Raw genomic sequence first — 24,308 nt, forward strand, 5'->3', positions numbered from 1 at the left:
AGATCCATCTCCCAGCCCGCGCGCCGCAACGCAGGCGTAGCCTTTCCCCATGGATAGGCGGCATCCGCGCCGGTCACCAGCCCCTTGGCTTCCGATCACCGGCGCATTCGTTCTCGCCGGGGCCGTCGCCGCGGCCGTGGTCATCCCGACTGCTGCCGATGCCCAGGTGAACCTCCCCGACATGACGCCCGCCGAACTGCTCGAGTTCGCCGCCGCGAGCGATGTCACGGCGCTGACGGGCACGATCGAGCAGACGTCGGAGCTCGGTCTGCCGGACCTCTCGAGCATCGTGGGGTCGGACGACGAGGATGCGAGTACCGGCGCCGATGACGCCATCGATCTGCTGACGGGTTCGCACACCGCCAACATCTACCTCGACGGCGACAAGTCGCGGCTCCAGGTGCTCGATCGCCTCGCCGAGCGCAACGTGTACGTCGACCGGACCGCCGGCGAAGGCTGGTTCGTCGACTCCGAGGCCCAGACCGCGACGCGCTACACGGTCGAGATCGACCCGGGCATGCCGCAGCCGCGGCCCGACGCGCCGGTCGAGACCCCGCAGCAGATGCTCGACGACGCGCTGGCGACGCTCGACGAATCCACCGAGATCTCGGTCGGAACCGACGGGCGAGTGGCCGGGCGTGAGGTGTACGAGCTCGTGCTCGCGCCGGACGACGACGCCAGCCTCATCGGCGCGGTGCGGTTCGCCATCGACGGCGAGACGGGCGCTGCGCTCGCGGCATCCGTCACCGCCCGCGGCGCTGACCAGCCCGCGTTCGAGATCGCCTTCACCGACGTCTCCTATACGGCGCCTGACCCCGCGGCGCTCACGTACACGCCTGCTTCGGGATACACCGTCGAGGAGAAGACCCTCTCCGCACCCCACCACGATCACCCCGGTGACAGTGAGGTCGACACCGATGCCGCCGCCCGGCCCGTCGTGCACGGTGAGGGCTGGACCGCCGTCGTCGAGCTGCCGCCGGCGCCCACCAGCGGTTCCGGCGTCGAGGGCATGGACGGGGCGAACCTGCAGAGCCTGACGCGTCCGGTGACCGGCGGACGCGTGCTCGAGACGGCGCTCGTGACGGTGTTCTTCGCCGACGACGGGCGCGTGTTCGCCGGAGCCGTCGACGCGGATCACCTCGCGCAGGTCGCGGCCGGCGACTGAGCCCGCGGTGACCGACCTCGCCATCCAGACCTCCGGGCTGACCAAGCGCTTCGGCGCGCAGGCGGCCGTGGACGCCGTTGCCCTGGACGTGCCGCACGGCTCGGTGTTCGGGTTCCTCGGGCCGAACGGATCCGGCAAGACCACCACGATCCGGATGCTCCTCGGCCTTATCCGTCCGACCGCGGGGGAGGCCCGCATCCTGGGGCGGCCCGTGCCCGACGCCATCCGGGCGGTGCTGCCGAGGGTGGGCGCGCTCGTCGAGGGCCCGGCGTTCGCGCCGTTCCTCACCGGTCGACAGAATCTGCAGCGGTTCGACGCGGCCGGCCGGCATGCGGCATCCGCCACCCGTCGCCGGCGCATCGAGGACGCCCTCGAGCGCGTCGGACTCACCTCGGCCGCCGACAAGAAGGTGCACGCCTACTCGCTGGGCATGAAGCAGCGCCTCGGCATCGCCAACGCCCTGCTCACTCCCCGCGAGCTGCTGGTGCTGGACGAGCCGACCAACGGGCTCGACCCGCAGGGCATGCGCGAAGTGCGCGGGCTCATCCGCTCCCTCGCCGAGGAGGGGGCGACCGTGTTCGTCTCGAGCCACTTGCTCGCCGAGGTCGAGCAGGTGTGCACGCACGCCGGCATCATGAGCGCGGGGCGGCTCGTGGCATCCGGCACCCTCGACGAGCTGCGCAGCGGCGACGGCACGGGTCGTCTGCAGCTGCAGACACCCGATGTGGCGAGGGCGAGAGAGGTGCTCGCGAGCGCGGGGATCCAGACGACGGATGCCGCGCCCCACACGTTGGTCGGAACACTCGGCGCGCACGGGCCCGAGCCCGAGGACCTCGTCGCGGCCCTCGTGCGCGCGGACGTGCGCGTGCGTGGCATCACGGTCGAGCGGACGAGCCTCGAGGACCGGTTCGTCGAGCTGACGGGGCAGGGTTTCGATGTCGTCGCGTGATGCTCCCGCTCGCCCGACCGACGCCCCGCCGACGGCGTCGGCTCCCGGTCGCGGCGGCCGCGGGAGCGGCATCGCAGGTCTCCTCACGAGCGAGCTGGCGACGCTGTTCCGCCGCCTGCGCACGTGGATGATGCTCGGAGCCCTCGGGCTCATCGGCGTGCTCCTCGGCGTCGCGGTGCTCATCGCGGGCGGCGCCCGTGCCGGGCGTGGGCCGGCGTTCCTCGACCAGATCACCGAGAACGGCGTCTTCGTCGGACTGGCCGCGCTGACGATCGCGATCCCGCTCTTCCTTCCGCTCACCGTCAGCGTCGTCGCCGGCGACACGATCGCCGGCGAGGCGAGCCTCGGCACCCTTCGCTATCTGCTGGTGGCACCCTCGGGGCGCGTGGCGCTCCTGGCCGTCAAGTACGTCGCCGCCGCCGTGTTCTGCGTCGTCGCCACCTTCACGGTCGTCGCGGTGGGCGTGATCGTCGGCGCCGTGCTCTTCGGCGCCGGACCGCTGACCCTGCTGAGCGGCACGCAGGTGAGTCTCGGGGAGGGGCTGGCCCGGTGTGTGGCCGTGGTCGCCTACGTGTCGGTGTCGATGCTGGGGCTCACGGCGATCGGTCTGCTGCTCTCGACGCTCACGACCGTGCCGGTCGGCGCCATGGCGGCCACCGCGATCCTCGCGGTCGCGGCGCAGATCGTCGGTCAGATCCCGCAGCTGTCGGCGGTGCACCCCTACCTGTTCACCGACCGCTGGCTGGACTTCGGCGACCTGCTGCGCTCACCCATCTCGTGGGACTCGTTCCTCGACAACGCCCTGCTGCAGGCGGTGTGGATCGCACTCGCGGGCGCACTCGCCGTCTGGCGGTTCACCACCCGGGATGTGCTGACATAGCCTCGCAGTGTCCCGCCCGCCCGGCGCGGGGCAACCATATGTGGGCGGCGGAACCGCGCGGTCTCACTCCTCGCGGGCGGTCATCCGGAGTTCGAGCCGCGAGGGCACGACCTCGACCGTCGACATGTGAATGATGGCGTCCTTGCGGTCGCGGGCCACTTTGTCGATCCTGATCAGCGCGTCGTGCTCTGGGCGGTCGAGGAGCAGCGCCGTTTCGACGGTCGTGAAGCTGACGCCGATCCGGCGTTCGACCTCGTGGAAGTGGACACCAAACGTCTCGCGGAGGACGCGGTACGTCGACGTCGCGTCGTCGATCATGGTGTCCAGGCCGGGATACCGCTCAAGCGAGTAGGAACTGTCGTCAAGCGACAGCGGAACGTCGTCCAGCAGGAACACGCGGATCAGCCGGAAGACGGGAGATCCTGCCCGCACGCCGAGCCGCTGCGCGGTGGCCTCGTCTGCGGCGGTCGTGGTGGCTTCGACGATGCGACGGGAGGTCGGACCGGCAGCGCTGAGCTGGTCGGAGAAGCCACCCATCGCCATGGTCCCCAGCGACGGGCGCTCTGCGGCCACGAACGTGCCGCGCCCCTGACGCCTGGTCACCATGCCCATCTCTTCGAGGTCGGCAACTGCGCGACGAACGGTGATGCGGCTCACGCCGAATCGCTCGCACAACTCCGGTTCGGTCGGCAGCTTGCCGTCTCCCGCGAAGACGCCGGTCTCGATCTCGAACAGCAGCGTGTTGCGCACCTGCTCGTGCAGCGACATCGCAACGGGCTGGACCATCGTGCGCCTCTCTAGACGGACTCGTATCGGCGAACCAACTGGGCACGCGCGTCGTCGCCTGCCTCGACAGGGTAACCGAACGCGCCACGGTACGTGCACGCCAGGGCGCCCGCCGTCGCGGCGATTTCGAGGCATCCGTCGATGTCGTCCCCCGCGGCGCGAGCCGCAAGGAAGCCCGAGATGAACGCGTCGCCGGCACCGAGCGCATCGACCGCACCGACGGGCGCCACCGTGGCGACGGCCCGAGCACCGTCGGTGTACGCGCTCGCACCCCGGGATCCCCTGGTCACGACGGCGACGCTCATTCCCCCTTCCAGAGCGGCCTGCCCGAGGTCATCGATCTGGGATTCGGTCAGCGCCCCGCTGGAGAAGAAGCCGACGTCGATGTGCGCACCGATCCGAGCCAGCAGCCCGGCGGGCGCATCGTCCGAGAAATCGAACGACACCCGGATGCCGCGTTCCGTGAAGGCGGGCAGCTCCGGCTCGATGGCCGAGTACACCGACGTGTGCACCCGGTCGTATGACTCGAGGTGGGCGAAGTCCTGCTCGGTGAGCCGCAGGCGGAGGCCACGCTGGACACCGCCATAGTTCGAGCCGACGAAGCGTCGATCCCCGTCGTCGTCGAGCGACACGAAGGCCATGCCGTTCGGGCCGTGGGCTCGACGAACGCACTGATAGTCGACGTGAAGCTCGTCGAGGACGCTCATCAGGTGCGTCGCGAACCGGTCGTCGCCCAAGATGCCCACGAAACCCGCGTCCGCCCCGAAGAACAGCCGACTGTAGACCGCGACGTTCAGGGCGTTCCCGCCGGGGTACGCCAGGTCTTCGTGCAGGTAGCAGTCCAGCACGTTGTCGCCGATGCCGACGAGGGAGGGCGCGGGGACGGAGGCCAGGCGGTCGCGAAGCTGCGCCGGGGTGTACACGTGATCAGCCTTTCACGCTGCCGGCGGCGACACCGGCGACGAAATAACGTTGCAGGAACAGGAAGACGATGACAATCGGAAGCGCCGCGATCACAAGACCCGCCAGCAGCACACCCCAGTCCGTGGAAAGCGCGTCGCGGAAAGCCATCAGGCCGGCGGGGATCGTGCGGACAGCATCGGCGTCGACGTAGACGATCGCGAACAGGAACTCGTTCCAGGCGAAGTACGCCGTCAGGACGGCCGCAGTGACGAGGACCGACCGGCTCAGGGGGAAGTAGACGTGCCGAAGGACCTGGGGTGACCGGCATCCGTCGATGGTCGCGGCGTCGACCAGCTCCGTCGGTACCGCAAGGAACACGGAACGGATCAGGATGACCGCCATCGGCAGACGGAACGCGACGTAGGGAAGGATCATCGCCCAGTACGTGTTCAGCAGCCCGAGCGAGTCGAGCAGTCGGTAGAGCGGGATGAGGCTCACCTGCGGGGCGACGACCAGCCCGCCCAGCATGACCACGAGCACGATGTCGGCGAAGCGGTTGGCTAGGCGCACCATCCCATAGGCGCACAGCGCCGCGACCAGCACCGTGATGGCCGTGGACAGGATCGTGACGATCAGCGAGTTGAGGAAGTACTCCGAGATCCCTCGGTCCCACGCGGCGGCGTAGTTGCCCACCAGCCAGGTGCCGGGAAGCCCCCAGGGGTCAGCGTAGATGTCGGCCGACGCCTTGAACGATGAGACCACCATCCAGAACAGCGGGTAAGCGATCGCCACCGCATAGGCGGCGAGCACGGCGTAGACCGGGATGTTCCACACGCTCCACCGATTGACGCGATGGCGTCGGCGGCCGCGATCTCGCCGCGGCTTGCGGGTGGTGATGGTGACCGTGTCGAGCGGTGCCGTGCGGGGCGAGTCGTCGAGCACGGCTAAAGTGGCGTCGCGCACATTCGAAGTCGACATGTCAGTCCTTTCCGCTTCGGAACGAGACCAGCTGGATGACCGAGAGCACGAGCGTGATGACGAAGATCAGCGTCGCGATCGCCGAGGCGTACCCCATCTGGTTCTGGAAGAAGCCCTGGTTGTACATGTAGGTGGCGAGCACCTGGGTTGTGTTGCCGGGGCCACCGCGCGTGAGGATGTACGGCTCGTTGAAGACCGTGAACGCGCCCGACACGGTGAGGATCATCGCGACGAAGATCATCTCCTTCGCCTGGGGCACGGTCACGTGCCAGAACTGGCGCACACGGCCGGCGCCGTCGAGGGAGGCGGCTTCGTACAGCTCAACCGGGATCTGCTGCAGCGCGACGACGTACAGCATGCAGACGTACCCGACGCTCTGCCATTGGGAGACGCTGATGACCGCGCCCATCGCAGTGTCGACATTCGCCAGCCACGCGGTCTGCAGACCGCTGAGACCGATGAGCTCGAGGAACGCGTTGAGCAGGCCGCCGCGCGCGTCGAACACGAAGGTGAACAGGAGCGCGATGACCGTCATCGAGATGACGGCGGGGATGAAGTAGACGCTCCGCAGGAACGACCCCATCCGCGGCCCGAGCAGATGGGTGAGCCAGGCGGCGACGACGAGTCCTCCGATCACCTGGAACACGATGGACACGACGGCGTACAGGGTGTTGTTGCCCAGGGCGGTCGCGATCACCGGGTCGGTGAACAGCCGGGTGAAGTTCTCCAGCCCGACGAACTGCATGTCGCCGGACCCGGCCGAGAACCGGAAGAAGCTGTATCCGACATTGGACACGAGCGGGTAGTAGACGAACAGCCCGATGAGGGCGAGAGCCGGGGCGATGTAGAGAACGTTGAAGGTACGGGCGCGAGTGTTCATGCGCCTTCCTCTCGGTCGGTGAAATGCTCGGATGTCGGCACGTTCATACCGGGGCTACGGAGCCGCCGCGCGGGCACAGGTCGCGCGGCGGCTCCGCCGGCTGGTCAGGACTCCGCGCGCACTCGGGCTGCGGCGTCCTGGACGGCCTTCATAACACCCGCGGGCGTCTGCTGGCCGTTGAGCATGAGCTGCGTCTCGGTCAGGTACGCCTGAACGATCTGCGGGTCGTAGGCGTTGTCGAGCCAGGTCGTCATCGCCGTGGCGTCGACGATGCCCTGGGCGAGCTCCTTCGTGATCGGAGCGACGTCCGCCTCGTCCACAGCGCCGTCCACCGCGCTCAGCTCCCCAGTCGCCTCCGTGTACCGCATGCCGTTCTGCTTGTTCACCAGGAACGCGAGGAGCCGCAGCGCCTCCTCCGGGTGCTGCGTCGTCTCCGACACCACGAACCCCTCCGGGGCGCCCGTGAGCTGGCCCGGATCCCCCTTGCCGCCGTCGACGGACGGGAAGTTGAACGTCGCGTACTCGAACTGCGCGTCGCCGAAGTAGCCGACCTCGGCGCTCTGCATGTACATGATGGGCGCTTCGCCCGCGATCCATGCGTTGCGCGCAACCTCATGGGTCACCGCTGTCATGTCTTGATTCATGTAGGACGAGAGCTCCTGGAAGCGCTCGAGTGCCTCGACGTAGCCGGGGTCGGTGAACTCACCTGTCGCGGGATCCTGATCGCCCTCGAACACTTCGGGATCGACGACACGCTGGTTGAGCGTGCCGACGTAGTGCGCGATGGTCCACTGATCGGCTGCGCCGTACTCGATCGGCGTCATCCCGGCCTTCTCGATCTCATCGAGCACATCGAGGAACTCGTCCCACGTCGTCGGTGCCTCCAGGCCAAGCTCGCCGAAGACGTCGACGTTGTAGAAGAACAGCTTCGAGTGCATTCCGAGCGGCAGCCCGTACTGCACGCCGTCGATGCTCATCGGCTCCATCTGGCTCTCGAAGAAACTGTCACGGACGTCGGCGTTCTCGTCGAGCCACGGGCCGAGGTCCATCACTGCCCCGCCCTCCACGAGCTCGTTGAGGAAGGAGCCGCTCCACGAGAACATCACGTCGGGCGCGTTGTCCGACCCGGCGACGACCTTGACCTTGTCCTTGTACGCGTCGTTGAGGACGCTCTCGACGTTCACCTTGATGTCGGGGTTCTCGGCCTCGAACTCCTCCACCAGTGCGGCGAAGTAGGCGTTCTTCGGCTCGTTCGGCCAGCGGTGGAAGAAGTCGATCTCGACGGTGTCTCCCGATGCCCCCGCACCTCCCCCGGCGCAGGCTGCCAGCGGAAGAACGAGTGCAGCGATGCCGACGGCGGCGGCGGCAATGCGAGCACGTGTGCGCATTGTGCGGTTCCTTTCGGTTCAGTAGTCCATGCGCCACATGTAGCGACGCACGCTCAGGGGGTGTCCACGGTGATCGGCGAGCGCGTCGGCGTACGTGCGCAGCACCGGATTGAAGAGGAGATGCGCGGAGATGCCGCGGACCGATTCGTGGACGCCGTCCAGTCCGAAGTCGGCGGCGTCGATGATGAGCGCCTTCTCGGTGTGCTTCGTGAGGAAGTCGACGGCGCGCTGCTCGACCGGGCGGGTCTCGTCCAGGCCGAGGAGAGCGATGAAGGGCACATCCACGTCGGTGATCTCGAACGGGCCGTGGAAGTACTCACCGGAGTGGATCGCCGCCGAGTGAACCCACTGCATCTCCTGGAGGAGGCAGATGGCGAACGAGTAGGCGGTGCCGTAGTTCGAGCCGGCGGCCATCGTGTAGATGAGCTCCTCGCGTCGCGAGGCGAACGCCCAGCGGTCGGCAGCTTCGGTGTGAGCGGCTCGCGCGGCCGGCACGAGGTTCGGAAGGGACGCGACCACGGCGTCGATCGGCTCCACGAAGGACCCACCCTCGCGATCGTCGAGGATCCGGGCGATGAGACGCAGGAGAAGCGCCGGCGCCACGTATGACTCGCTCTTCTCGGCGCCGTGCTGGTAGCCGATGACGAACTCGGATGCCTGTGCGAGCGGGGAGTCCAGCTCGTGAGTGAAGGCCACGGTGAGCGCACCCCTCTCGCGGGCGTGCTGGGCTGCCGCCACGGTCTCGGGTGTCGTGCCCGAGTGCGAGCACAGGATCACCACGGTCTGTGCGTCGACTCGCGCCGACGCACGGGAGATGAACTCGGCCGCGTTGAGGACGACGGACTCGAGGCTGCCAGCGGACGTGCCCAGGAAGTACTCGCCCGGCAGCATCACGGCGAATGAGCCCCCGCAGGCGCTGAGAACCACGCGGGAGAGGCCGGTACGTGAGGCGATGGCCTCACGGGCCGCGGCCAGTTGCTCCTCGATGACAGACGATGCGGTGGAGACGACAGTAGAACTCACGGTTTACCCTTCTCGTTATAGAACGTATCTAGACGTTATATGACGTTATAGGACTGCGCAAGCATTTCCTCGGCGCACCGTGTGGCGAAGATCACCACATGTGGTGATGCGCGGTCACCACATCGGTCCGTACGTTGCTCGGCAGAACCACCGCTCGACCAGCTCGACGAACCGCCTGGAGATGACATGAAAGCTGCCGTGTACCGCCGATTCGGAGGACCCGACGTCGTCCGCATCGAGCACATCGCCGACCCCCGACCGCGCCCGGACGAGATCCTCATCCGGGTCCACGCCAGCACGGTGAGCGCTGCCGACCACCGCTCGCGCTCCCGCGACATCCCTGCCGGCCTGATCGTCCCGAGCTCGCTCGTGCTCGGCTTCTTCCGCCCCCGCAGGCCCGTCCTCGGCATGGACGTCGCCGGCGTCGTCGAGCGTACCGGTGCGGACGTGCAGGGCTTCGCCGTGGGAGAGGAAGTGGTGGCGATGCTCGGCAGTCGCTTCGGCGGCCATGCCGAGTACGTCGTCGTGAAGGCCGCCGACGCGGTCGCGCGCAAGCCGCGCGACCTGGCGTTCGACGAGGCGGCCAGTCTCGTCTTCGGCGGCCTCACCGCTCAGTCCTACCTGAATCAAGTCAGCGTCGGGGCCGGCACGCGGGTGCTGGTCAACGGGGCATCCGGCGCCGTCGGGACCGCGTTCGTGCAGATCCTGAGTGCGGTGGGCGCTGACGTGACGGCCGTCTGCAGCACTGAGAACCACGACCTCGTGACCGGCCTCGGAGCGCGGCGGACGATCGACTACCGCTCGGAGGACTTCACCGCCGACGGCGCGACTTACGACGTGATCGTCGACTGCGTCGGCAACGCCCCGGTCGACCGCGTGCACGGCGCGCTCAACCCGGGAGGCGCGGTGCTCCTGGTGGCAGCGGATCTCGGCTCGCTGCTCCGCGCCAAGCGGGACGCCCGGCGGTACGGGATCACCGTCGTCACCGGCCCCGGCCGCTATCGTGCCGCAGACCTCGAGCACGTCATGCTCCTCGCCGAGCTCGGAGACCTTCGACCCGTCATCGACCGGTCCTACCCTCTGCACGACATCGTCGACGCCCACCGCTACGTCGACACCGGGCACAAGCGCGGCAGTGTCGTCCTCCAGATCACCGACGCGACCGTGCCCGCACAGCGAGCAGCGCGCCGGACGCCGATGGACGCGTTGCGCTCCGAGTAGCAGACGGCCCGCGACTCGACGAGGGACGAACTCCGATGACTCTCCACGCTTCACGCCCCGCGACCGGTGCCCGGCCGCCGCGTCGCCGCCGCCCCGGCTGGTTGCTGCCCGCCGGCCTCATCACGCTCGGGCTCCTTCCGATCGTCGCCAACGCGCTCCGGCGGATAGCTCTGGCGGTCGGTGCGCCCGAAGCCGCCTCGGCTGGCGCGGGCGCGATGTCGCTCCCCGTGGTGCTGCACGTGCTGGGCGCCACCGTGTTCGTCACCCTCGGCGCCCTGCAGTTCTCCGCCGGTTTCCGGCGACGCCGGCCGACGTGGCACCGGATCGCCGGCAGGGTCGCGATCCTGGGGGCGCTGCTCGCGGCCTTCTCCGGGCTCTGGCTGGCATTCGCGACGCTGCCGGATTCGTCCGTCCTCCTGTTCGCGTTCCGCCTGCTTGCGGCGACGGGCATGGCCGTCTCGATCGTGCGGGGATTCCTCGCCATCCGGCACCGGAAGCTCCCACAGCACCGAGCCTGGATGATCCGTGCCTTCGCCCTGGGGCTCGGGGCCGCGACGCAGGTGTTCACCCTCGGCTTCGGTGAGCTGCTCTTCGGGAAGGGCGAGCTCAGCGTGGCCCTGCTCAACGGTGCCGGCTGGGCGATCAACCTCGCGGTGGCGGAATGGGCGATCCGCCGGCGGGCCGCGCGGGTCCCGAGCCGGCGCGGCGGTGCCGGAGCGGAGGCAGGGCGATGACCGCGGGGCGCCGTAGTGACGAACCCTCCGGCTACGAGCTCCGCGTCGACCGGCACCTCGACGATCGCTGGGGCGAGTGGTTCGGTCCGCTGACACTCACGCGCGAAGCCGACGGCACGACCACGCTGCGCGGCTGTCTCGCCGACCAGGCCGCACTGCACGGCATCCTGTGCAGGATCCGCGATCTGGGCGTGATCCTCCTCTCCGTCCGCGCGATCGAAGTCATCGACCGGCAACCGTGACGACAGGGCACGGATGCCGCGGACTCGCGGGTACCCCGCGGCCGACCATGCGCTACGCCGACGAGGACCCGCGCCGGCCCCTCGCCGACAACTCGCCCAGCTCCTCGGCGCGCAGCACTGCGGCCCGTCGGCTGTTGACCCCGAGCTTGGTGTAGATCCGCTTCGTATGCGTCCTGACCGTGTTCAGCGACACCACGAGCAGGCGGGCGATCTCGGGACCGCTGAGCTCAGTGGCAAGCAGCTCGAGAACCTCCCGCTCCCGGTCGCTCAACGGCTCGGTGAGACGCGCCTCCGTGGGCGGGATGGCAGAATGCGAATTCCTCGCCATACTCACGAGGCGGCGCGCATACGCGGCTACGACGCCGCGCGCCGCGACAGCGTCGAGGAGCCGGGTCACCGCGGCGCCCTCGTCGAGGAAGAGGTGGGCGTAGCCCTCGGGTTCGGCGAGCGTCAGGCTCCGCTGCAGCAGCGTCACCGCCTCGTCGAGGTCGCGCCGCGCCTGATGCGCGTGAGCTTGGAGCAGAAGGATCTCGATGAGACTTCCCGTCCGTCCTCCCGCCTCTGCGGCGTCACGCAGTCGGTCGAGGAGCGCCAGTGCGTCGTCCAGCGGCCGCTCCTCGCCGGAGCGGTGGTGCTGGGCGAGCAGCGCCCGGGCGAGTGTCACGTGCTCGTACTCGCGCAGATAGCGGAGGTCGTCCTCCGGGGTCAGTTCGGCCTCACGCGCCCACGCGAGGGCTTCGGCGACCCTGCCCTGCCGGAGCCAGGCGCGCGCCCTCGTGGCGGGCACCGGACGAACCAGCGGGGCCATGTCGGCGACGAAGAAGCGCTCGGCGTCGTCGATGAGTTCGACCGCGCGATCCAGGTCGCCCCGCGACTGGAGGATCTGGGCCCGGGCCAGTGCGTAGCGGTAGCGGTACTTCGGCAGCCCGGCGGCGTCGCCCAGCATGTGGGCGCGGTCGAGATGGGCGGTCGCGGCATCCAGGTCACCGCGCTCGGCCAGGATCGTGCTGATGCCGACGTGCATGTCGGGGATGCCGCGCCGCACCTCGGTTGTCTGGTCGAGCGCGAGCTGCAAGGCGCCCTCGTAGCTCGCCAGCGCGTCGCTGAGCCGGCCCTGCGTCAGCCGGATGTCGGCGAGGGTGATGGTGCATCCGAGCACATCGGCGATGTGGCCGGACCGGCGGAAGCTCGCCACCGACTCGGCGTACCCGCTGTACGCGCCGTCCAGGTCGCCGCGCCCCCAGAGCGCCAGCCCTTCCAGCGCGGCGGCCGCGCCTCGCCGGTACTGATCGTCCTCGTCGAGCAGGCTGAGCGCGCGCCGCGCCTGCTCCACGGTCGTGCCGGCGTCCCCGAGCGCGAGAGCGAGCCCGGAGCGGTAGATCGCGATCGAGCCGGGCAGGCGCCGCAGTTCTTCGGGGTCGACCACGACGGGCGCATCGCCCTGCGCGACGGCGGCGGCCGTGGCATCCGTCCACCGCTCCGCGTCCCGCAATCTCGCCTCCACCCCATTTACCTCGCCGGTGGACAGCAGGGCACCGGCGAAGCTGAGGCTCAGCACCGGATGGGTGCGGAAGATGTCCGCCGGGAGCGCCTCCATCCACCTCCGCAGGGCCGCCTCCCTGCGGTCGCGACCCATGGCGGGCACGGCCGCCTCGATGAGGCGCGCGGCCAGGGCGTGATCCGGCGCCGCGAGCGCGTGCTGGACAGCGGCGTCGGTCTCGCCGTGCTCCGCATACCACGCGCTGGCCCGGCGGTGAAGCCCGGGAACCTCGTCCGGCTGCTCGTCGGTCAATCGTGCCCGGAGCACCTCGGCGAAGAGGTGGTGGTAACGAAACCAACGGCGCCGGTCGTCAAGGGGCACGAGGAAGAGGTTGGCGTGATCCAGCGCCTCCAGCATCGCGCGGCCGTCGTCCCGAAGGGTCAGGGCGTTGGTGAGCGACGCGTTCATCCGCGACAGGATCGAGGTCTGCAGTAGGAAGGCCCGCACCTCCTCCGGCTGGTTCTCGAGCACCTCCTCGACGAGGTAGTCGACGATGTAGCGGTCGTCTCCGGCGAACTCGGCGACGAACGAGCTCAGGTCGTCGCGTCCCCGCATCGACAGCGCCGCGAGCTGCAGCGCGGCGATCCACCCCTCGGTCCGGTCGTCGAGGGTCGACACCTGCGACGCGGTCAGCGGCAGCTGCATCACGTCGGTGAGGTAAGCGGATGCCTCCTCCGCCGTGAAGCGCAGATCCGCCGCGCGCACCTCGGTGAGTTCGCCGCGCGCACGGAGCCGGGCTAGCGGCAGGGGAGGATCGGCGCGGGTCGCGAGCACGAGATGCAGGTTCGGAGGGGTGTTGTCGATGAAGAAGGCGACGGAGTCGTGCACCGCTGCCGCCTCGATGAGGTGATAGTCGTCGATCACGAGCACGACGTCTCGTTCGAGGGCGGCGAGGTCGTTGAGAAGACCGGTGAGGGCGCCCTGCGTCAAGCCGACGCCCGACGTTTCGAGCGCGGCGAGGGTGTCGGCTCCGACATCGGGCGAGACGGTTCGCAGCGCCCCGATGACATACGCCCAGAACAACGCCGGATCGTTGTCGCCGGCGTCGAGCGAGAGCCAGGCCGCTTCGCGACCCCCGGCTCCGCTTCCGGCGTGGTCCGCGAGCCAGGCGCCGAGCACCGTCGACTTGCCGAAGCCCGCAGGCGCCGAGACGATCGTGAGGCGCGATTCGGCGCCGCGGTCGAGCTGCTCCGAGAGCCGAGGTCGGGCCACGGCACTGCGCCGCGGCCTCGGCCGGTACAGCTTGGTGTCGAGGAGGATTCGCGACGACGCGGCCGTGGGCGGCTCCGGCGTCGGCCGGGCTGACGCATCCACGACCACAGAGTAGCCTCAACCTCCGTCGTGCGCCGTGGGGCGGCATCCGAACAGGACCTGGCGTCGAGCGCATTCCGCGGCTCTCCGCCTCCGCAGTGGCGGCGCCCATCGGATCGATGGTGCAATCGGCGGGTGGAGGCAGACCGCGAACCGCTCGTCGACCGGTCCCGCGTGTGGCGGGCGGTGCTCGCCGGCGCGGGCGGGCTGTGGGCCCTGCTCATCCTGCCGTTCCCCGCCACGGAGTTCGGGGTGACCCTCTGGAGCTGGGTCTTCCGCTACCGCGCGTACTTCTGGGCGCGGGAGGGAGTGCACGATCCGTACATCGTGTTCGGCGCGCTCGCCGCCGTGTCCTTCCTGGCGATAGGGCTGGCGCTGCTCCCCGACCTTCGCCGAGCGGGCTGGGGCGGCGCGGTGATGGCCTGGCTGGTGATCCTGGGCGCACCGGTCACCGCGCTCAGCTATCTCAACACCCCCCAGGAGGCGCCGTTGCACGCGCTCTGGGGCGCGGAGGCGTTCGTGCTCATCGCCGTCGGTCTCGCCGGCATCCTCGCCGCCGTCACGGCAGGACCCGGCTGGCCGCTGTGGGTGCGCATGATGCTGGGGCTGACTCTGCCGGTACTCGTCGTGGGCACCCTCGCCACCGGATACTGGCCTCACGGCCCGCTGGTGCTGCTCGCCGTCGAGGCGATCGCCATCATCCTCGCCGCGCCGCCTACCCAGGGATCGGGCCGACCCCGCTCGTCGCCTCGGCGGGTGACAGAGCCTGGTCGCGCCACTGGCGGGGGGTGACACCGAACCGCCGGCGGAACCGGTCGGCGAAGTAGCTCGGGTTGCTGAACCCCCACGTGCTGGCGATCTCGGCGATGGAGCGGTTGCGGGCGCTGGAGGAGGCGAGGGCGGAACGGGCACTCAGCAGCCGCTGTTCGATGATGGTTTGCGGCGGGTAGCGGCATCCGTCCCATCACGCAAGGCACCTGACCGCGACGTGAGGCGTTGCGCAGACTGTCGTCTCCAGCCGGCGTCGTCGGGTCGGCGGGGGAGCGACACGAAGGAGCCTCGATGAGCAGCAGCGACCGGCCGAGTCCGGTGACCCCGGCAGGCGACGACAAGGGACTTTGGCTCGCGGTGCTCGAGCAGGGAGCCAATGCCCTGCAGAGCGCGGCGCCGCTGAAGCACTTCGACGTCTATGTCAGCGGGTTCCACCCCGCGAAGGACGATCCGTCGATGCAGATGGAGGCCCATCACTACTGCCAGGTCGTCAACGACGACTTCATCCAAGCCGCGCTGTTCGACGGCAACACCGCTCACGCGAACCTGATCGGCGTCGAGTACATCGTCTCGGAGCAGCTGTTCGACGCACTACCCGAGGAGGAGAAGAAGTACTGGCATCCGCACAATTACGAGGTGCTGTCGGGGTCGCTCGTCGCGCCGGGGCTGCCCGCGGCGGCCGAGAAGGCGCTCATGAAGCGGCTGATGAACAGCTACGGCAAGACGTGGCACACGTGGCACACGGGTCGCCATGACATCGGCGGCGGCCACAGCCTGCCGCTGGGCGACCCGATGCTGATGTGGTCGTTCAACCGCGACGGCGAGTGCGACCCGCGGCTGGAAGCGGACCGCGAGCGGGCGATGGGTCTGGACACCCCGAAGACGCGGACACAGCGTCAAGGCCTCGTCGAGCTGGCGCACCCGCAGCGGGGCGTCGGCCTGCTCGCCGACCGCTTCAGCGGAACGACGCCACTGGACGGGGTGCGCGACAGCGGTCAGTGACCCCCAGAGTCAGGGGCCGGCCCACTCCATCAGATCCACGTCGAACGGCTCGCATTCCCCCGCAGAAGCTTCCTCTTCGATGAGCGTGCGCTCGATGACCACCGGGACGCCGGGGCTGATCAGCACCGAGACGCTGGTGTGAGGTCGAAGCGCGGGCAAGCTCACAACCGCGCCGCCGGCGTGGACGGCGTCCGTGAGCTGTGCCAAGACGGCCTCTTCGTCGGCGCCCCGCGGCAGGCGGTGGACATATTCTCCGATGATCAGTTCGATGGCGTGCATCGGATCCTCCTCCCCCGCTGATGTTCTCGGGGCTGTCTTCGACGCTACGCTCGCGCGTGCTACGGCCGTTCCACGGGAGCGTCTCGCGCAGGCCACAGTCTCGCCCGCGGACCGCCGGCATCCAGATCAGGTGGAGTGGGAAACGCCCAGGATGCTACGGCGCGATCGGCTCCCAGATCAGCTCGGCGACGTCGAGCACGAGTTCGGGCGAAGGATGCCCCGGATCGCTGGACGCGCGCACCTCGCCGACGCACACGCACACCACGTCGTTGAGCCGGCGGTAGCGAGGGTGATCGCTGACGTGCAGCACCGAGGCGACGACCTGCCGCCTGCCTGCCGGATGAGCACGTCCGTACCCGCGGCATTCGAACATCACCGTGGCGTCGTCGTCCGTCTCGATCACGCCGCGCATGTCGGGCAGGAACGGCCCATCGCTCGTCCTTCGGAGCGGAGAGTTGGCGGCGCGGAATCGACCGCTGATCTCACCCTCGCAGGACCCCTCGGCGAGATAGAAGTGCTGCTGCCATCCACCCTCGAGTCCCACCATCCACCCCTCGGGGTAATGGAAGCGGATGCGATAGAGGTGCTGGGTTCGCATCGCGGGGACCCAGACCTCAGGCGCCGAAGTACTCGCGGGCCCGCCGGGTGTAAAGCAGGATCAGGCCGATGATCGAGAGGATCGACCCGGCGAGCGCCGACCACAGGCTCTCGCCGTTGAACATGCCGAGCAGTTCGAGCACGATGTTGGCGACGAAGACGATCGTCGCGATCGTGCGGGCGGTCGGGTTCCCGCGCCACAGGCCCACGCCCACGAAGAGCGTGACGAGCCCGATGATGAGGCTGATCCAGCCCAGGATGGCCGGGCCCGAGAAGAATCCCGTGGTGATGATGATGATGATCGACGCGACGCTCTGCAGGAAGCCGGAGAGCCAGGCGATGATGGCGACGAGGGTGACGCCGAGCGGGCGCTGAGCCATGCGAGGTCCCTTCATGGGCGGGTGGGCGAGTGCACCGGCCCTCACAGTAGTGACAAAGGCGTCGCCGGCGCGAGGTCTGCGTGTGTTCCGGGGTCAGGCCGGGGCCGACCGACGATCGTGCCGACTCAGCGGCGCGAACGTTGACCCGGCGGGCCGTAGACGATGATCGCCGTCACCGGCCGACCGCTAGGTCGCAGCCGTTGGCGGGTGTTGCCGCCAGGCACGTCGTCGTCCAAGCTACTTCGATGACCCACGCGTTGGATGACGGCCCGTTCTTCCATGGCACCAAGGCCGACCTGCGGACCGGCGATCTGCTCACCCCGGGATTCCGGTCGAACTACCGGCCCGAGGTCGTGATGAACCACATCTACTTCACGGCGATCGTCGACGGCGCCGGGCTGGCAGCGGAGCTCGCGCCGGGCGACGCCCCACCCCGCGTCTACCTGGTGGAGCCCACTGGCGACTTCGAGAACGATCCCAATGTCACCGACAAGAAGTTCCCGGGCAATCCGACGCGCTCGTACCGAAGCAGGGCGCCGCTGCGCATCGTGGGCGAAACCCTCGATTGGCCCCGTTTGACCGAGGAGGCGCTCGCGGCCTGGCGCGAACGCCTGGCCGAGCTGCGCAACGACGAGCGCGGGCAGATCATCAACTGACGCATGCCACGGCGGGCGGATGCCGCCGCCCGCCGACTCCTCACCGCCTCAGCCGGTCGCCGGCGGGACGGTCTTGCGCATGACGGTCTTGCTCGTGCCGATGTGCCGCTCGAAGGTGAAGCCGGCTTTCTCGAACATCGCCCGCGTGCCGTTGTGGAGGAACGACGACGATGTCCGCTTTCCTTGCGGCAGCTCGTTGGGAAACGACACGACCTCGCCGCCGCCCGCCTGCGCGATCAGCGCGAGGGCGCCGTCGAGCGCCTCGCGCGCCACCCCGGAGCGCCGGTGATCGCGGTCGACGAAGAAGCACGTGATGCGCCACGGAGCGGGGTCGGTCTCACTCGCGTCGTACTGCTTGCGGTGATAAATCCGCGGCAACTCCTCGGGGCTGCCGTATTCGCACCAGGCGATCGCGGCGTCACCGTCGAAGACGAGCGCGGCGTGTGCCACCCCCTCGTCGACGAGCCGCCGCTTGAAGGTCGGTCCGTCGTACTCGCTCTTGACGGTCTGCTCGGTGTCGCCGTGGAAATACGAGCAGTAGCACCCGCCCCACACCCCGTTGTGCTTCTCGGCGAGCGCCAGCCATGCCGGAAACGTCTCGGAGGTGAGCGGCTTGATCACGTGCGCACCCGTCGCTGCCATCGGCACCCGCCCTTCGCCTCGATGGGAGCAGTCTGCCGACTGCCTCGTCCCGCGACAAGAGGCAGGCGAGGGCCATTGCGTCGACGCTCAGCGCCCGCCGGTCGGCGGCTGGTCGAGGCCGTGACGGCCCGGCGGTTCCGGCTCGGCGGCGGTGTCGGGGCTCACCGCTGACGGATCGGTGGCATCCCCTGTGCCGGGGTACCGCGGCTCGGTCGGATCAGTCGCCTCGTCGCGCTCGTCCTGCGGGGGCTGGTGGTCGAGCGGCTGCTTGACGTCGTCTCTATCGCTCATGCACGCCAGCTTGCGGGGCATCCGGCCTCTACGTGCAGGGGGTTGCCATCCGCGCCGGACCATGTTCGAGCGCGGGTGGCGGCATCCGTTCGCACGCCGGCTCGCCCCGTTTCTCGACCGAGTGTGTCCGTCAGTCGGATGCGTCGGGCCACGCAGCGATGTCGACGCCGTGGTTGTCGGGCGACGCGAGCGACCACCACGACGGCGCGTACGAATCATCGGCCAGCCTGCCGCCGGCCGCGATGGCCGCCTCCACTCGCGCCTTCGCCTGATCGGCGGGCACGAAGACGTCGAAGTGCGTGCGGCCGCGACCCGGAGCGTCGCCGGTGATCGGGTTGAACGCGAGCTGGGGTCCGCGGCGCAGCGGGTCGACGGCATCGGTTTCTCCCCACGGGGCGTAGCCCAGCGCCGCCTGGAAGAAGGGGCGCACGTCGATCTGCGAGTGCTCGGCGACGTAGACGCCGACCGACTGCACGCGCGACGGGTCGGCGGTGAGGCCCAGCTCGACGGCCGACTGCGACACCGACGCCGCGAAGGTGATCGCGCTCGCCGGGACGCCGTTGTCGTCGGCCGGAATGCGGACCACGACTCCCTCAGGCCGCAGATCGACGTCCGGTTGAATACCGGTCCGGTCGGCGGACGCGGCGATCGGCGGGACAAGCTCCGCAGCGCGCGAGAACGAGCCTGCCGTGAAGACGGCTTCGGGGCCGAAGGGAGTGACGCGCCAATCCGACGCCTCCTCCGCCCGGCGGAACTCCGCCGTGGAGATCCGCCCTGATCCGCTCGTCGAGTCGTCCATCGAGATGCTCCTTCGCGGTCGGACGAACGCGCCCCGCATGGCCGCAGCGGTGCGTCCACATCACGGTACTCCTCGCGATCGCGATCGCTACTCGGATGCGTCGCGCGCGAGATCCGCGGCCTGCTGACGCAGATAGCCGGCGTACCCGCCGGGGGTGCGTCCGGTGAAGCGGCCCGACGTGACGACCTCAGCGTCGTCGCTGGCGACGATGACGGCACCGCGATTGCGGCAGCGTGCCACCAGGTCGACGTCTTCGTGCTCGCCGAGCGGGGCGAACCCACCGGCGTCCAGGTAGGTGAGGGCGCTGATCCCCAGGTTGGCGCCGTGCACATGTCCGTTGGGTCGGCCGCGGGTGTGCGTGCGCAGCCAGAGTGCCCGCTGTGAGATCGACAGGTCGGCGAAGTCGGGTCGCACCGTACCGACGCAGATGTCGGCTATCGGCGAGCAGTCGTGGAAGTTCGAGAGCCATCCGGCGGGAACCCGGGAGTCGGCATCGGTGTTCGCGATCCAGATGCGCTCGAGCGGCACCCCGGCGAGAGCGTCGAGGGCGTCCGCAACACCCAGCGCCCTCGCTGCGCCGACACGTCCGGCGGCCGTGGTGAGCGTGCGGAACGGGAATCGCGCCGCGATGTCGGCGGAGGCATCCGTGCACCGGTCGAGCACGACCCGGACGGCGGTTGCGATGCCGGCCGCCGTCGCGCGGTCGACCGCGGCGGCCAGGGCAGACAGGGATGCCGAAAGGAGCAGCTCCTCGTTGCGGACGGGGACGACCACGACCATGGCGTCGGCACGCGGGCGGTTCATACGAGGCCTTCTGCTTCGGCGACCGAGCGTGCGGGACGGCGCGCGAACACCTCGAGTACGAAGTCGCGCTCCAGATGGAGGCTCAGCGTCTCCCACGCGGCAGCCGCTCGCAGGGCGACGTGCACCTGGTCGCCCGTCTGCGGATACTCCTCGACCGGGTGGCGCCAGTGGCACGCGACGAAGGAGCCGCCGTCGGCGAGCGCGGCGTCGATCCGCACGATGCTCTGCTGCAGGTCTGCGGGCGAGAGGTAGTAGCCGACCTCTGAGAGCACGATGGTGTCGAACTGGCCGTCGGGCCAGTCGGCCGGCACGCTTCCCAGCTGCACCGACACCTTCGGCTCGCCGGCGAGCCGGGACCGCGCCGTCTCGACCGCGGCGGCTGCGGCATCCCACGCGACGACTCTCCTCGCGCGGGCGGCGAGGTCGATCGTCAGCATGCCGGTGGAGCAGCCGATCTCGAACACATCGCCGAGTTCGGCGGCCGGCAGCGCGGCCATCAGCAGGGCCCGCTTGCGCCGCTCGTACCAGCGCGACTCGAAGCCCCAGGGATCCGGGCCGTTGCGGCCGTAGAAGTCGTCGAACCACTGCGCGTCCAGGCTCTCCGGCGCGGTCGCGGTGGGGGTATCGGCGGGATCATCGTCGTCCCGGGCGTCCGCGGACACGAAGACCTCGACGTCGCGGTCGAAGTGCGCCAGCATGCCCGGGTGCAGCAGCACCTCATCGCCGGGCTGGTCGGAGAGCGGCGCGATCTGGGTGGTGTGGCGTGCCAGCGCCTTCCGCTTCGCGCTGCGCTCCTCATCGGTCAGGGCAAGCTGGACCAGTCGTTCCCATGGCAGGTCGTCGGGCGTGCCCCAGTGCCAGGCCCACACCGGGTAGGCGAGGTGGATGAGTCGGCCTCGAGCCGCGAGCGCGCCGGTGACCTCGGCGGCGACGCGGTGATCGCGGTGGCGGTCCCCCTTCCATGGAGCGGCGACGACGACCCGCCCCTCCGTCGCCAGACTTTCGAGGACGGCCGTGAGCCGGGCGTCGAGTTCCGCTCGGCTGCGGTCGAGGCCGCCGTCCGGGAGTCCGAGGAATCGCACCTCTGCGTCGGGAGCGAGAAGGCACACGGCCTCGCGCACCTCATCGCGCCGCAGGCGCGCCAGCGTGGCGCGGTCGTGTGTCGGGGAGTCGGGATGGGATGCCTCGCCGTCGGTCGCGATCACGACCACCGTTCGCGCGCCTGCGTGCGACGCCCGGCGCAGGAGCCCGCCGGCACCGAGCGTCTCGTCGTCCGGGTGGGCGGCGACGACGACGAGCGCGTCGAAGGACGCGTCGAACGGCCGAAGGCGACGTTCGGCCAGGACGTCGGTCCATACCGATTCCGCCGTCCCGGCGTCGAGGTGGCTGAAGCCGGCCATCAGCCGCGCTCGCCCTCGAGACGCAGCCTGCCCAGGCGTGCGGCATCCCGCAGCCCATGATGCTGTCGCAGGTACAGGTGCAGGTCGGCCGCCCGGCGCGCGTGAGCGTCGTCCGTCACCAGCGGACCCGGGCCCAGAGCCGTATCGGCCTCGGCGAGGACGACGGCCGCCGCCGTGGCGACCGCTGCACGCACACGTTCGGCCAACAGGCGAGAATCGCCGCCAGGCCTGGTGTCGATGAGGTCGGCTGCTTCGCGCAGCGTGGCGCGGGCGGCCCACAGTACGGCGTCCGCACGTCCGAGGTGCACGAGCGCGACCTGGTCGGCGCGCTCCGACGCCGCTGCGGCGCGCAACCCGGCGACGAGGCCCACCGCCGCGCCCCACCAGCATGCCGCGACCGACATCCCGCCCCACGCGAAGCCCGGGCGGGTGAGATACCACCCGGCCGGACCGACGGGCACCGCGCGGGCACCGTCGAAGTCGACCGGAGCGCTGACGATGCCGGGCAGGCCGCGTGCCACCCAGGGCCCGTCATGGGGACGCACCTCGGGCGTGCGCAGCGCGACGGCGAACAGCCGGCGCTCCTCGCCGACGAAGGCCGTCACTAGGGCGTGTGAGAGCTCAGCCGCGAGGGAGCACCACGGCTTGGTCCCGGTGAGGGTCCAACCCGAGGCAGTCTCCGCCGCGTCCAGCCGCATGCCCGCGCCCTCCGCGGCGAACACGCCCCAGGACGACGACGCGTCCGCGCCGATGTCCGAGACACCCACGGGACCGTCGCCCGCGCCGACGCGCGCGTCGGCCTGACGGAGGATGCCGAGCGCATCGAGGTGCGGTTCCAGCATCCGTGCCGCGGCGACGTCCTGCAGCGCCGTGGCCGCAAGCAGGTCCCACACCTCACCTGTTCGCCCGCCTCCCAGCGGCGGCGCGCCGGCTCCTGTGCGCACACACCAGTCGATCGTCGCCGGAAGGTCACGCCCGAAGTCCGGGATGCGCGCGGCCTCCGTGAGCGGGGCCGCACTCCACCCCTCGCGGGGAAGCTCCGGCGCGATGAGCGATCGGCGCTCGTCTCGGGTGTCGTCGGGCACGGTCAGGCCGCCGGGGCGGTGTCACCGAGGCGCGAATGCGGCGTACGTGCCACGTCAGTAGACCTCCCCGTGCGGTGCTCGATCACGAGGAGCGTAAGCAGATGGCCCCCCGCGCCGCGCGGACTTGACAACCCGGGCCCGAGGTGGGCCCGCGATCGTGGGCCCACGGCTGCTAGTCCCCGTCGGCGTCGCTCACCGCGCCCGCGGAGCCGCCGCCCGCCTCGGCGGCGGAGAACTCGCGGTCTTCGACGATGTACGCCGTCGCAGTGCTCGGCGCATCGCCGGGGCGAAGGTTCGCGCCTTCGAGTGCCCTCTCGATCGCGAGGTCGATCTCGCTCCCGGGGTCGACATTCCGATCGGTGTCCGCCATGGCGCCTCCTCGTGCCGCTGCGCCCACCCTAGCCGCGCAGCATCCGCCGTCGTCAGTCCTGGCGTCCGGCGACCCCCAGGAAGCGGATGAAGACGGCGATCCACCCGAAGATCAGCGCGAACACGATGATCTCGAACGCAGTGAGCGAGAAGAAGCCGACGGCCGGGATGAAGAGGATCACCGACGCCACCATGGCCGCCAGGAACGCCCACGACGCCACGAAGTAGGTGCGCGGCATGCCCTGGAGGAACCGCGGGCCGCCGATCAGCAGCACGAGGAACATCGCGGCCATGCCCGATGCCGAGATGTTGTGCGCCGGCATGTTGACGTCGACGGGGAAGATGCCGACGCACGCGAGCATGACACCCATGATCACGAAAAGCGCCGGCACGGTGCGAGGCGCCCGCGGGTTCTCGAGCACGCCCGCCGCGGCGAGCTCGCGCATGTCGTTGGCGATGTAGACGGCGAAGGTCGTCACGAGCAGACCCGCGGCGATGAGGGTGCCGTTGAAGACCCAGCTGGAGAGGTCGTCCTCGAAGGTGCCGAGGTGGCTGAAGTGGACGGTCCACCACAGCGGGTCGGGCGTCGTCACCATCGCGGTGAGCGTGCCGATCGCGATGAACGCCATGAGCAGGCTCGACATGCGCTGGGTGGTCATCGCCGAGACCGACAGGAACACGATCCACGTCGTGAGGCCGAGGGTCACCGCCATCAGCACGACCGACCAGAATGTGACGATCGGCAGCCCGATGAAGCCCATCGCCAGCACGCGGTACAGCGCGTAGACCGCGACGAACGCCAGCGCCGCGTGCACGATCACGACCGAGACGGTGTTGACGATGTACTTCCACGACGGGAGCGACTGCCGCCACTCCTGACCCGGGCGATGGCGCGCCCGCCAGTACTCGAACGTCGATGCCGCGGCGGCCACCACGGCAGCGCCGGCGGCGGCCCAGACGGCGAATGAGTCGGCTTCCCCTGCCAGCTGCAGATCGGGGGCGAGGATGCCGACGAGAAGGCCGTAGACCGCGCCGACCACACCGGCGGCGAGGGCGGCGTAGACGGCTTCGGATTCGGCACGGCGACCGGGTGTCGGGGCTGCGGCACCCGGGCGCGGCGAGGTGTTCACGGTGCTCACGACGTCAGGGTACGACCGGCCGAGGATCGGGGGATCGTCCGGCGCGTCAAGATTCGGTGACGGTTCTGCCCCGCCGAGCACGCCGGTGGGAGGA

The 24,308-nt window shown here is 69.9% G+C and carries 28 protein-coding genes; 9 read left to right on the forward strand and 19 right to left on the reverse strand.

What is annotated here, in order from left to right; translation table 11 throughout:
* Positions 1-49: 49 nt before the first annotated feature.
* The 3 genes from IR212_RS00780 to IR212_RS00790 are packed head-to-tail and all read left to right on the forward strand — an operon-like array spanning position 50 to position 2,994.
* A complete protein-coding gene (locus IR212_RS00780) occupies positions 50-1,165 on the forward strand; it encodes a LolA family protein (protein ID WP_194397154.1) in 1,116 nt (371 codons plus the stop codon).
* Positions 1,166-1,172: 7 nt separating this feature from the next.
* Positions 1,173-2,114 carry an ABC transporter ATP-binding protein gene (locus IR212_RS00785; protein WP_194397155.1) on the forward strand — a complete coding sequence of 314 codons (942 nt, stop codon included), beginning with the start codon at positions 1,173-1,175 and terminating at the stop codon, positions 2,112-2,114.
* Positions 2,101-2,994, forward strand: a complete 894-nt coding sequence (locus IR212_RS00790) for an ABC transporter permease (RefSeq protein WP_194397156.1) — start codon at positions 2,101-2,103, stop codon at positions 2,992-2,994. The genes IR212_RS00785 and IR212_RS00790 overlap by 14 nt, the downstream gene beginning before the upstream one ends.
* A 63-nt stretch (positions 2,995-3,057) precedes the next feature.
* On the opposite strand, the gene IR212_RS00795 is transcribed toward IR212_RS00790, so the two are convergent.
* The 6 genes from IR212_RS00795 to IR212_RS00820 all read right to left on the reverse strand — a co-directional run bounded on the left by IR212_RS00795 (position 3,058) and on the right by IR212_RS00820 (position 8,952).
* Complete coding sequence (locus IR212_RS00795) at positions 3,058-3,780, reverse strand: GntR family transcriptional regulator (protein ID WP_194397157.1); 723 nt, start codon at positions 3,778-3,780, stop codon at positions 3,058-3,060.
* An 11-nt stretch (positions 3,781-3,791) separates the two neighbouring features.
* Positions 3,792-4,703: a PfkB family carbohydrate kinase gene (locus IR212_RS00800; RefSeq protein ID WP_194397158.1), complete on the reverse strand. Its 912-nt coding sequence runs from the start codon at positions 4,701-4,703 to the stop codon at positions 3,792-3,794.
* Between the two features lie 4 nt (positions 4,704-4,707).
* Complete coding sequence (locus tag IR212_RS00805; RefSeq protein WP_194397159.1) at positions 4,708-5,661, reverse strand: carbohydrate ABC transporter permease; 954 nt, start codon at positions 5,659-5,661, stop codon at positions 4,708-4,710.
* A gap of 1 nt (position 5,662) precedes the next feature.
* On the reverse strand, positions 5,663-6,541 hold the full coding sequence (locus IR212_RS00810) for a carbohydrate ABC transporter permease (RefSeq protein ID WP_194397160.1): 879 nt from the start codon (positions 6,539-6,541) through the stop codon (positions 5,663-5,665).
* Between the two features lie 104 nt (positions 6,542-6,645).
* Positions 6,646-7,929, reverse strand: coding sequence for an ABC transporter substrate-binding protein (locus IR212_RS00815; protein ID WP_194397161.1), 1,284 nt, complete (start codon positions 7,927-7,929; stop codon positions 6,646-6,648).
* 18 nt (positions 7,930-7,947) lie between these two features.
* Complete coding sequence (locus IR212_RS00820) at positions 7,948-8,952, reverse strand: SIS domain-containing protein (RefSeq protein ID WP_194397162.1); 1,005 nt, start codon at positions 8,950-8,952, stop codon at positions 7,948-7,950.
* Between the two features lie 186 nt (positions 8,953-9,138).
* On the opposite strand from IR212_RS00820, the gene IR212_RS00825 reads away from it, so the two are divergent.
* Genes IR212_RS00825 through IR212_RS00835 form a run of 3 tightly spaced genes read left to right on the forward strand, consistent with a single transcriptional unit; the run spans position 9,139 to position 11,149 of the window.
* Positions 9,139-10,173: an NAD(P)-dependent alcohol dehydrogenase gene (locus IR212_RS00825; RefSeq protein WP_194397163.1), complete on the forward strand. Its 1,035-nt coding sequence runs from the start codon at positions 9,139-9,141 to the stop codon at positions 10,171-10,173.
* 35 nt (positions 10,174-10,208) lie between these two features.
* Entirely contained in the window at positions 10,209-10,907 is a 699-nt protein-coding gene (locus tag IR212_RS00830) for a DUF2306 domain-containing protein (RefSeq protein ID WP_194397164.1), read from the forward strand.
* Positions 10,904-11,149, forward strand: coding sequence for a hypothetical protein (locus tag IR212_RS00835; RefSeq protein WP_194397165.1), 246 nt, complete (start codon positions 10,904-10,906; stop codon positions 11,147-11,149). The genes IR212_RS00830 and IR212_RS00835 overlap by 4 nt, the downstream gene beginning before the upstream one ends.
* A 52-nt stretch (positions 11,150-11,201) precedes the next feature.
* Here IR212_RS00835 and IR212_RS00840 read toward each other — a convergent pair whose 3' ends face one another.
* Positions 11,202-14,003 carry a winged helix-turn-helix domain-containing protein gene (locus IR212_RS00840; RefSeq protein ID WP_228479409.1) on the reverse strand — a complete coding sequence of 934 codons (2,802 nt, stop codon included), beginning with the start codon at positions 14,001-14,003 and terminating at the stop codon, positions 11,202-11,204.
* A gap of 132 nt (positions 14,004-14,135) precedes the next feature.
* Between IR212_RS00840 and IR212_RS00845 the strand changes: the two genes are divergently transcribed.
* Entirely contained in the window at positions 14,136-14,792 is a 657-nt protein-coding gene (locus IR212_RS00845; protein WP_194397166.1) for a hypothetical protein, read from the forward strand.
* On the opposite strand, the gene IR212_RS17310 is transcribed toward IR212_RS00845, so the two are convergent.
* Positions 14,716-14,934, reverse strand: a complete 219-nt coding sequence (locus tag IR212_RS17310; RefSeq protein WP_194398446.1) for a helix-turn-helix domain-containing protein — start codon at positions 14,932-14,934, stop codon at positions 14,716-14,718. The genes IR212_RS00845 and IR212_RS17310 overlap by 77 nt on opposite strands.
* A gap of 128 nt (positions 14,935-15,062) precedes the next feature.
* Between IR212_RS17310 and IR212_RS00855 the strand changes: the two genes are divergently transcribed.
* On the forward strand, positions 15,063-15,773 hold the full coding sequence (locus IR212_RS00855) for an OBAP family protein (RefSeq protein ID WP_194397167.1): 711 nt from the start codon (positions 15,063-15,065) through the stop codon (positions 15,771-15,773).
* A gap of 9 nt (positions 15,774-15,782) precedes the next feature.
* On the opposite strand, the gene IR212_RS00860 is transcribed toward IR212_RS00855, so the two are convergent.
* The 3 genes from IR212_RS00860 to IR212_RS00870 all read right to left on the reverse strand — a co-directional run bounded on the left by IR212_RS00860 (position 15,783) and on the right by IR212_RS00870 (position 17,029).
* Positions 15,783-16,052: a hypothetical protein gene (locus tag IR212_RS00860; RefSeq protein WP_194397168.1), complete on the reverse strand. Its 270-nt coding sequence runs from the start codon at positions 16,050-16,052 to the stop codon at positions 15,783-15,785.
* Positions 16,053-16,206: 154 nt separating this feature from the next.
* Positions 16,207-16,650: a DUF3237 family protein gene (locus IR212_RS00865; RefSeq protein ID WP_194397169.1), complete on the reverse strand. Its 444-nt coding sequence runs from the start codon at positions 16,648-16,650 to the stop codon at positions 16,207-16,209.
* A 16-nt stretch (positions 16,651-16,666) separates the two neighbouring features.
* Positions 16,667-17,029: a hypothetical protein gene (locus IR212_RS00870; protein ID WP_194397170.1), complete on the reverse strand. Its 363-nt coding sequence runs from the start codon at positions 17,027-17,029 to the stop codon at positions 16,667-16,669.
* Positions 17,030-17,274: 245 nt separating this feature from the next.
* Between IR212_RS00870 and arr the strand changes: the two genes are divergently transcribed.
* Positions 17,275-17,685, forward strand: coding sequence for an NAD(+)--rifampin ADP-ribosyltransferase (gene arr / locus IR212_RS00875; RefSeq protein WP_194397171.1), 411 nt, complete (start codon positions 17,275-17,277; stop codon positions 17,683-17,685).
* A gap of 48 nt (positions 17,686-17,733) precedes the next feature.
* Here arr and IR212_RS00880 read toward each other — a convergent pair whose 3' ends face one another.
* The 8 genes from IR212_RS00880 to IR212_RS17200 form a co-directional block, all read right to left on the reverse strand.
* A complete protein-coding gene (locus IR212_RS00880; RefSeq protein ID WP_194397172.1) occupies positions 17,734-18,327 on the reverse strand; it encodes a GNAT family N-acetyltransferase in 594 nt (197 codons plus the stop codon).
* Positions 18,328-18,414: 87 nt separating this feature from the next.
* Entirely contained in the window at positions 18,415-18,618 is a 204-nt protein-coding gene (locus IR212_RS00885) for a hypothetical protein (protein WP_194397173.1), read from the reverse strand.
* A 130-nt stretch (positions 18,619-18,748) separates the two neighbouring features.
* Positions 18,749-19,417 (reverse strand): VOC family protein, encoded by a 669-nt coding sequence (locus IR212_RS00890; RefSeq protein WP_194397174.1) that lies wholly within the window; start codon positions 19,415-19,417, stop codon positions 18,749-18,751.
* 87 nt (positions 19,418-19,504) lie between these two features.
* A complete protein-coding gene (locus tag IR212_RS00895) occupies positions 19,505-20,221 on the reverse strand; it encodes a glycosyltransferase family 2 protein (RefSeq protein WP_228479410.1) in 717 nt (238 codons plus the stop codon).
* Positions 20,218-21,621, reverse strand: a complete 1,404-nt coding sequence (locus IR212_RS00900; RefSeq protein ID WP_194397175.1) for a bifunctional PIG-L family deacetylase/class I SAM-dependent methyltransferase — start codon at positions 21,619-21,621, stop codon at positions 20,218-20,220. The genes IR212_RS00895 and IR212_RS00900 overlap by 4 nt, the downstream gene beginning before the upstream one ends.
* A complete protein-coding gene (locus tag IR212_RS00905) occupies positions 21,621-22,706 on the reverse strand; it encodes an acyl-CoA dehydrogenase family protein (protein WP_228479411.1) in 1,086 nt (361 codons plus the stop codon). The genes IR212_RS00900 and IR212_RS00905 overlap by 1 nt, the downstream gene beginning before the upstream one ends.
* Before the next feature lie 172 nt (positions 22,707-22,878).
* The gene (locus IR212_RS00910; protein WP_194397176.1) at positions 22,879-23,076 is read right to left on the reverse strand and encodes a hypothetical protein; all 198 of its coding nucleotides are present in this window, start codon (positions 23,074-23,076) and stop codon (positions 22,879-22,881) included.
* Positions 23,077-23,128: 52 nt separating this feature from the next.
* Positions 23,129-24,214 carry a DUF998 domain-containing protein gene (locus IR212_RS17200; RefSeq protein WP_194397177.1) on the reverse strand — a complete coding sequence of 362 codons (1,086 nt, stop codon included), beginning with the start codon at positions 24,212-24,214 and terminating at the stop codon, positions 23,129-23,131.
* Positions 24,215-24,308 lie beyond the last annotated feature (94 nt).

Source organism: Microbacterium atlanticum (assembly GCF_015277815.1).
In the GTDB taxonomy this organism is placed as follows: Bacteria; Actinomycetota; Actinomycetes; order Actinomycetales; family Microbacteriaceae; genus Microbacterium; species Microbacterium atlanticum.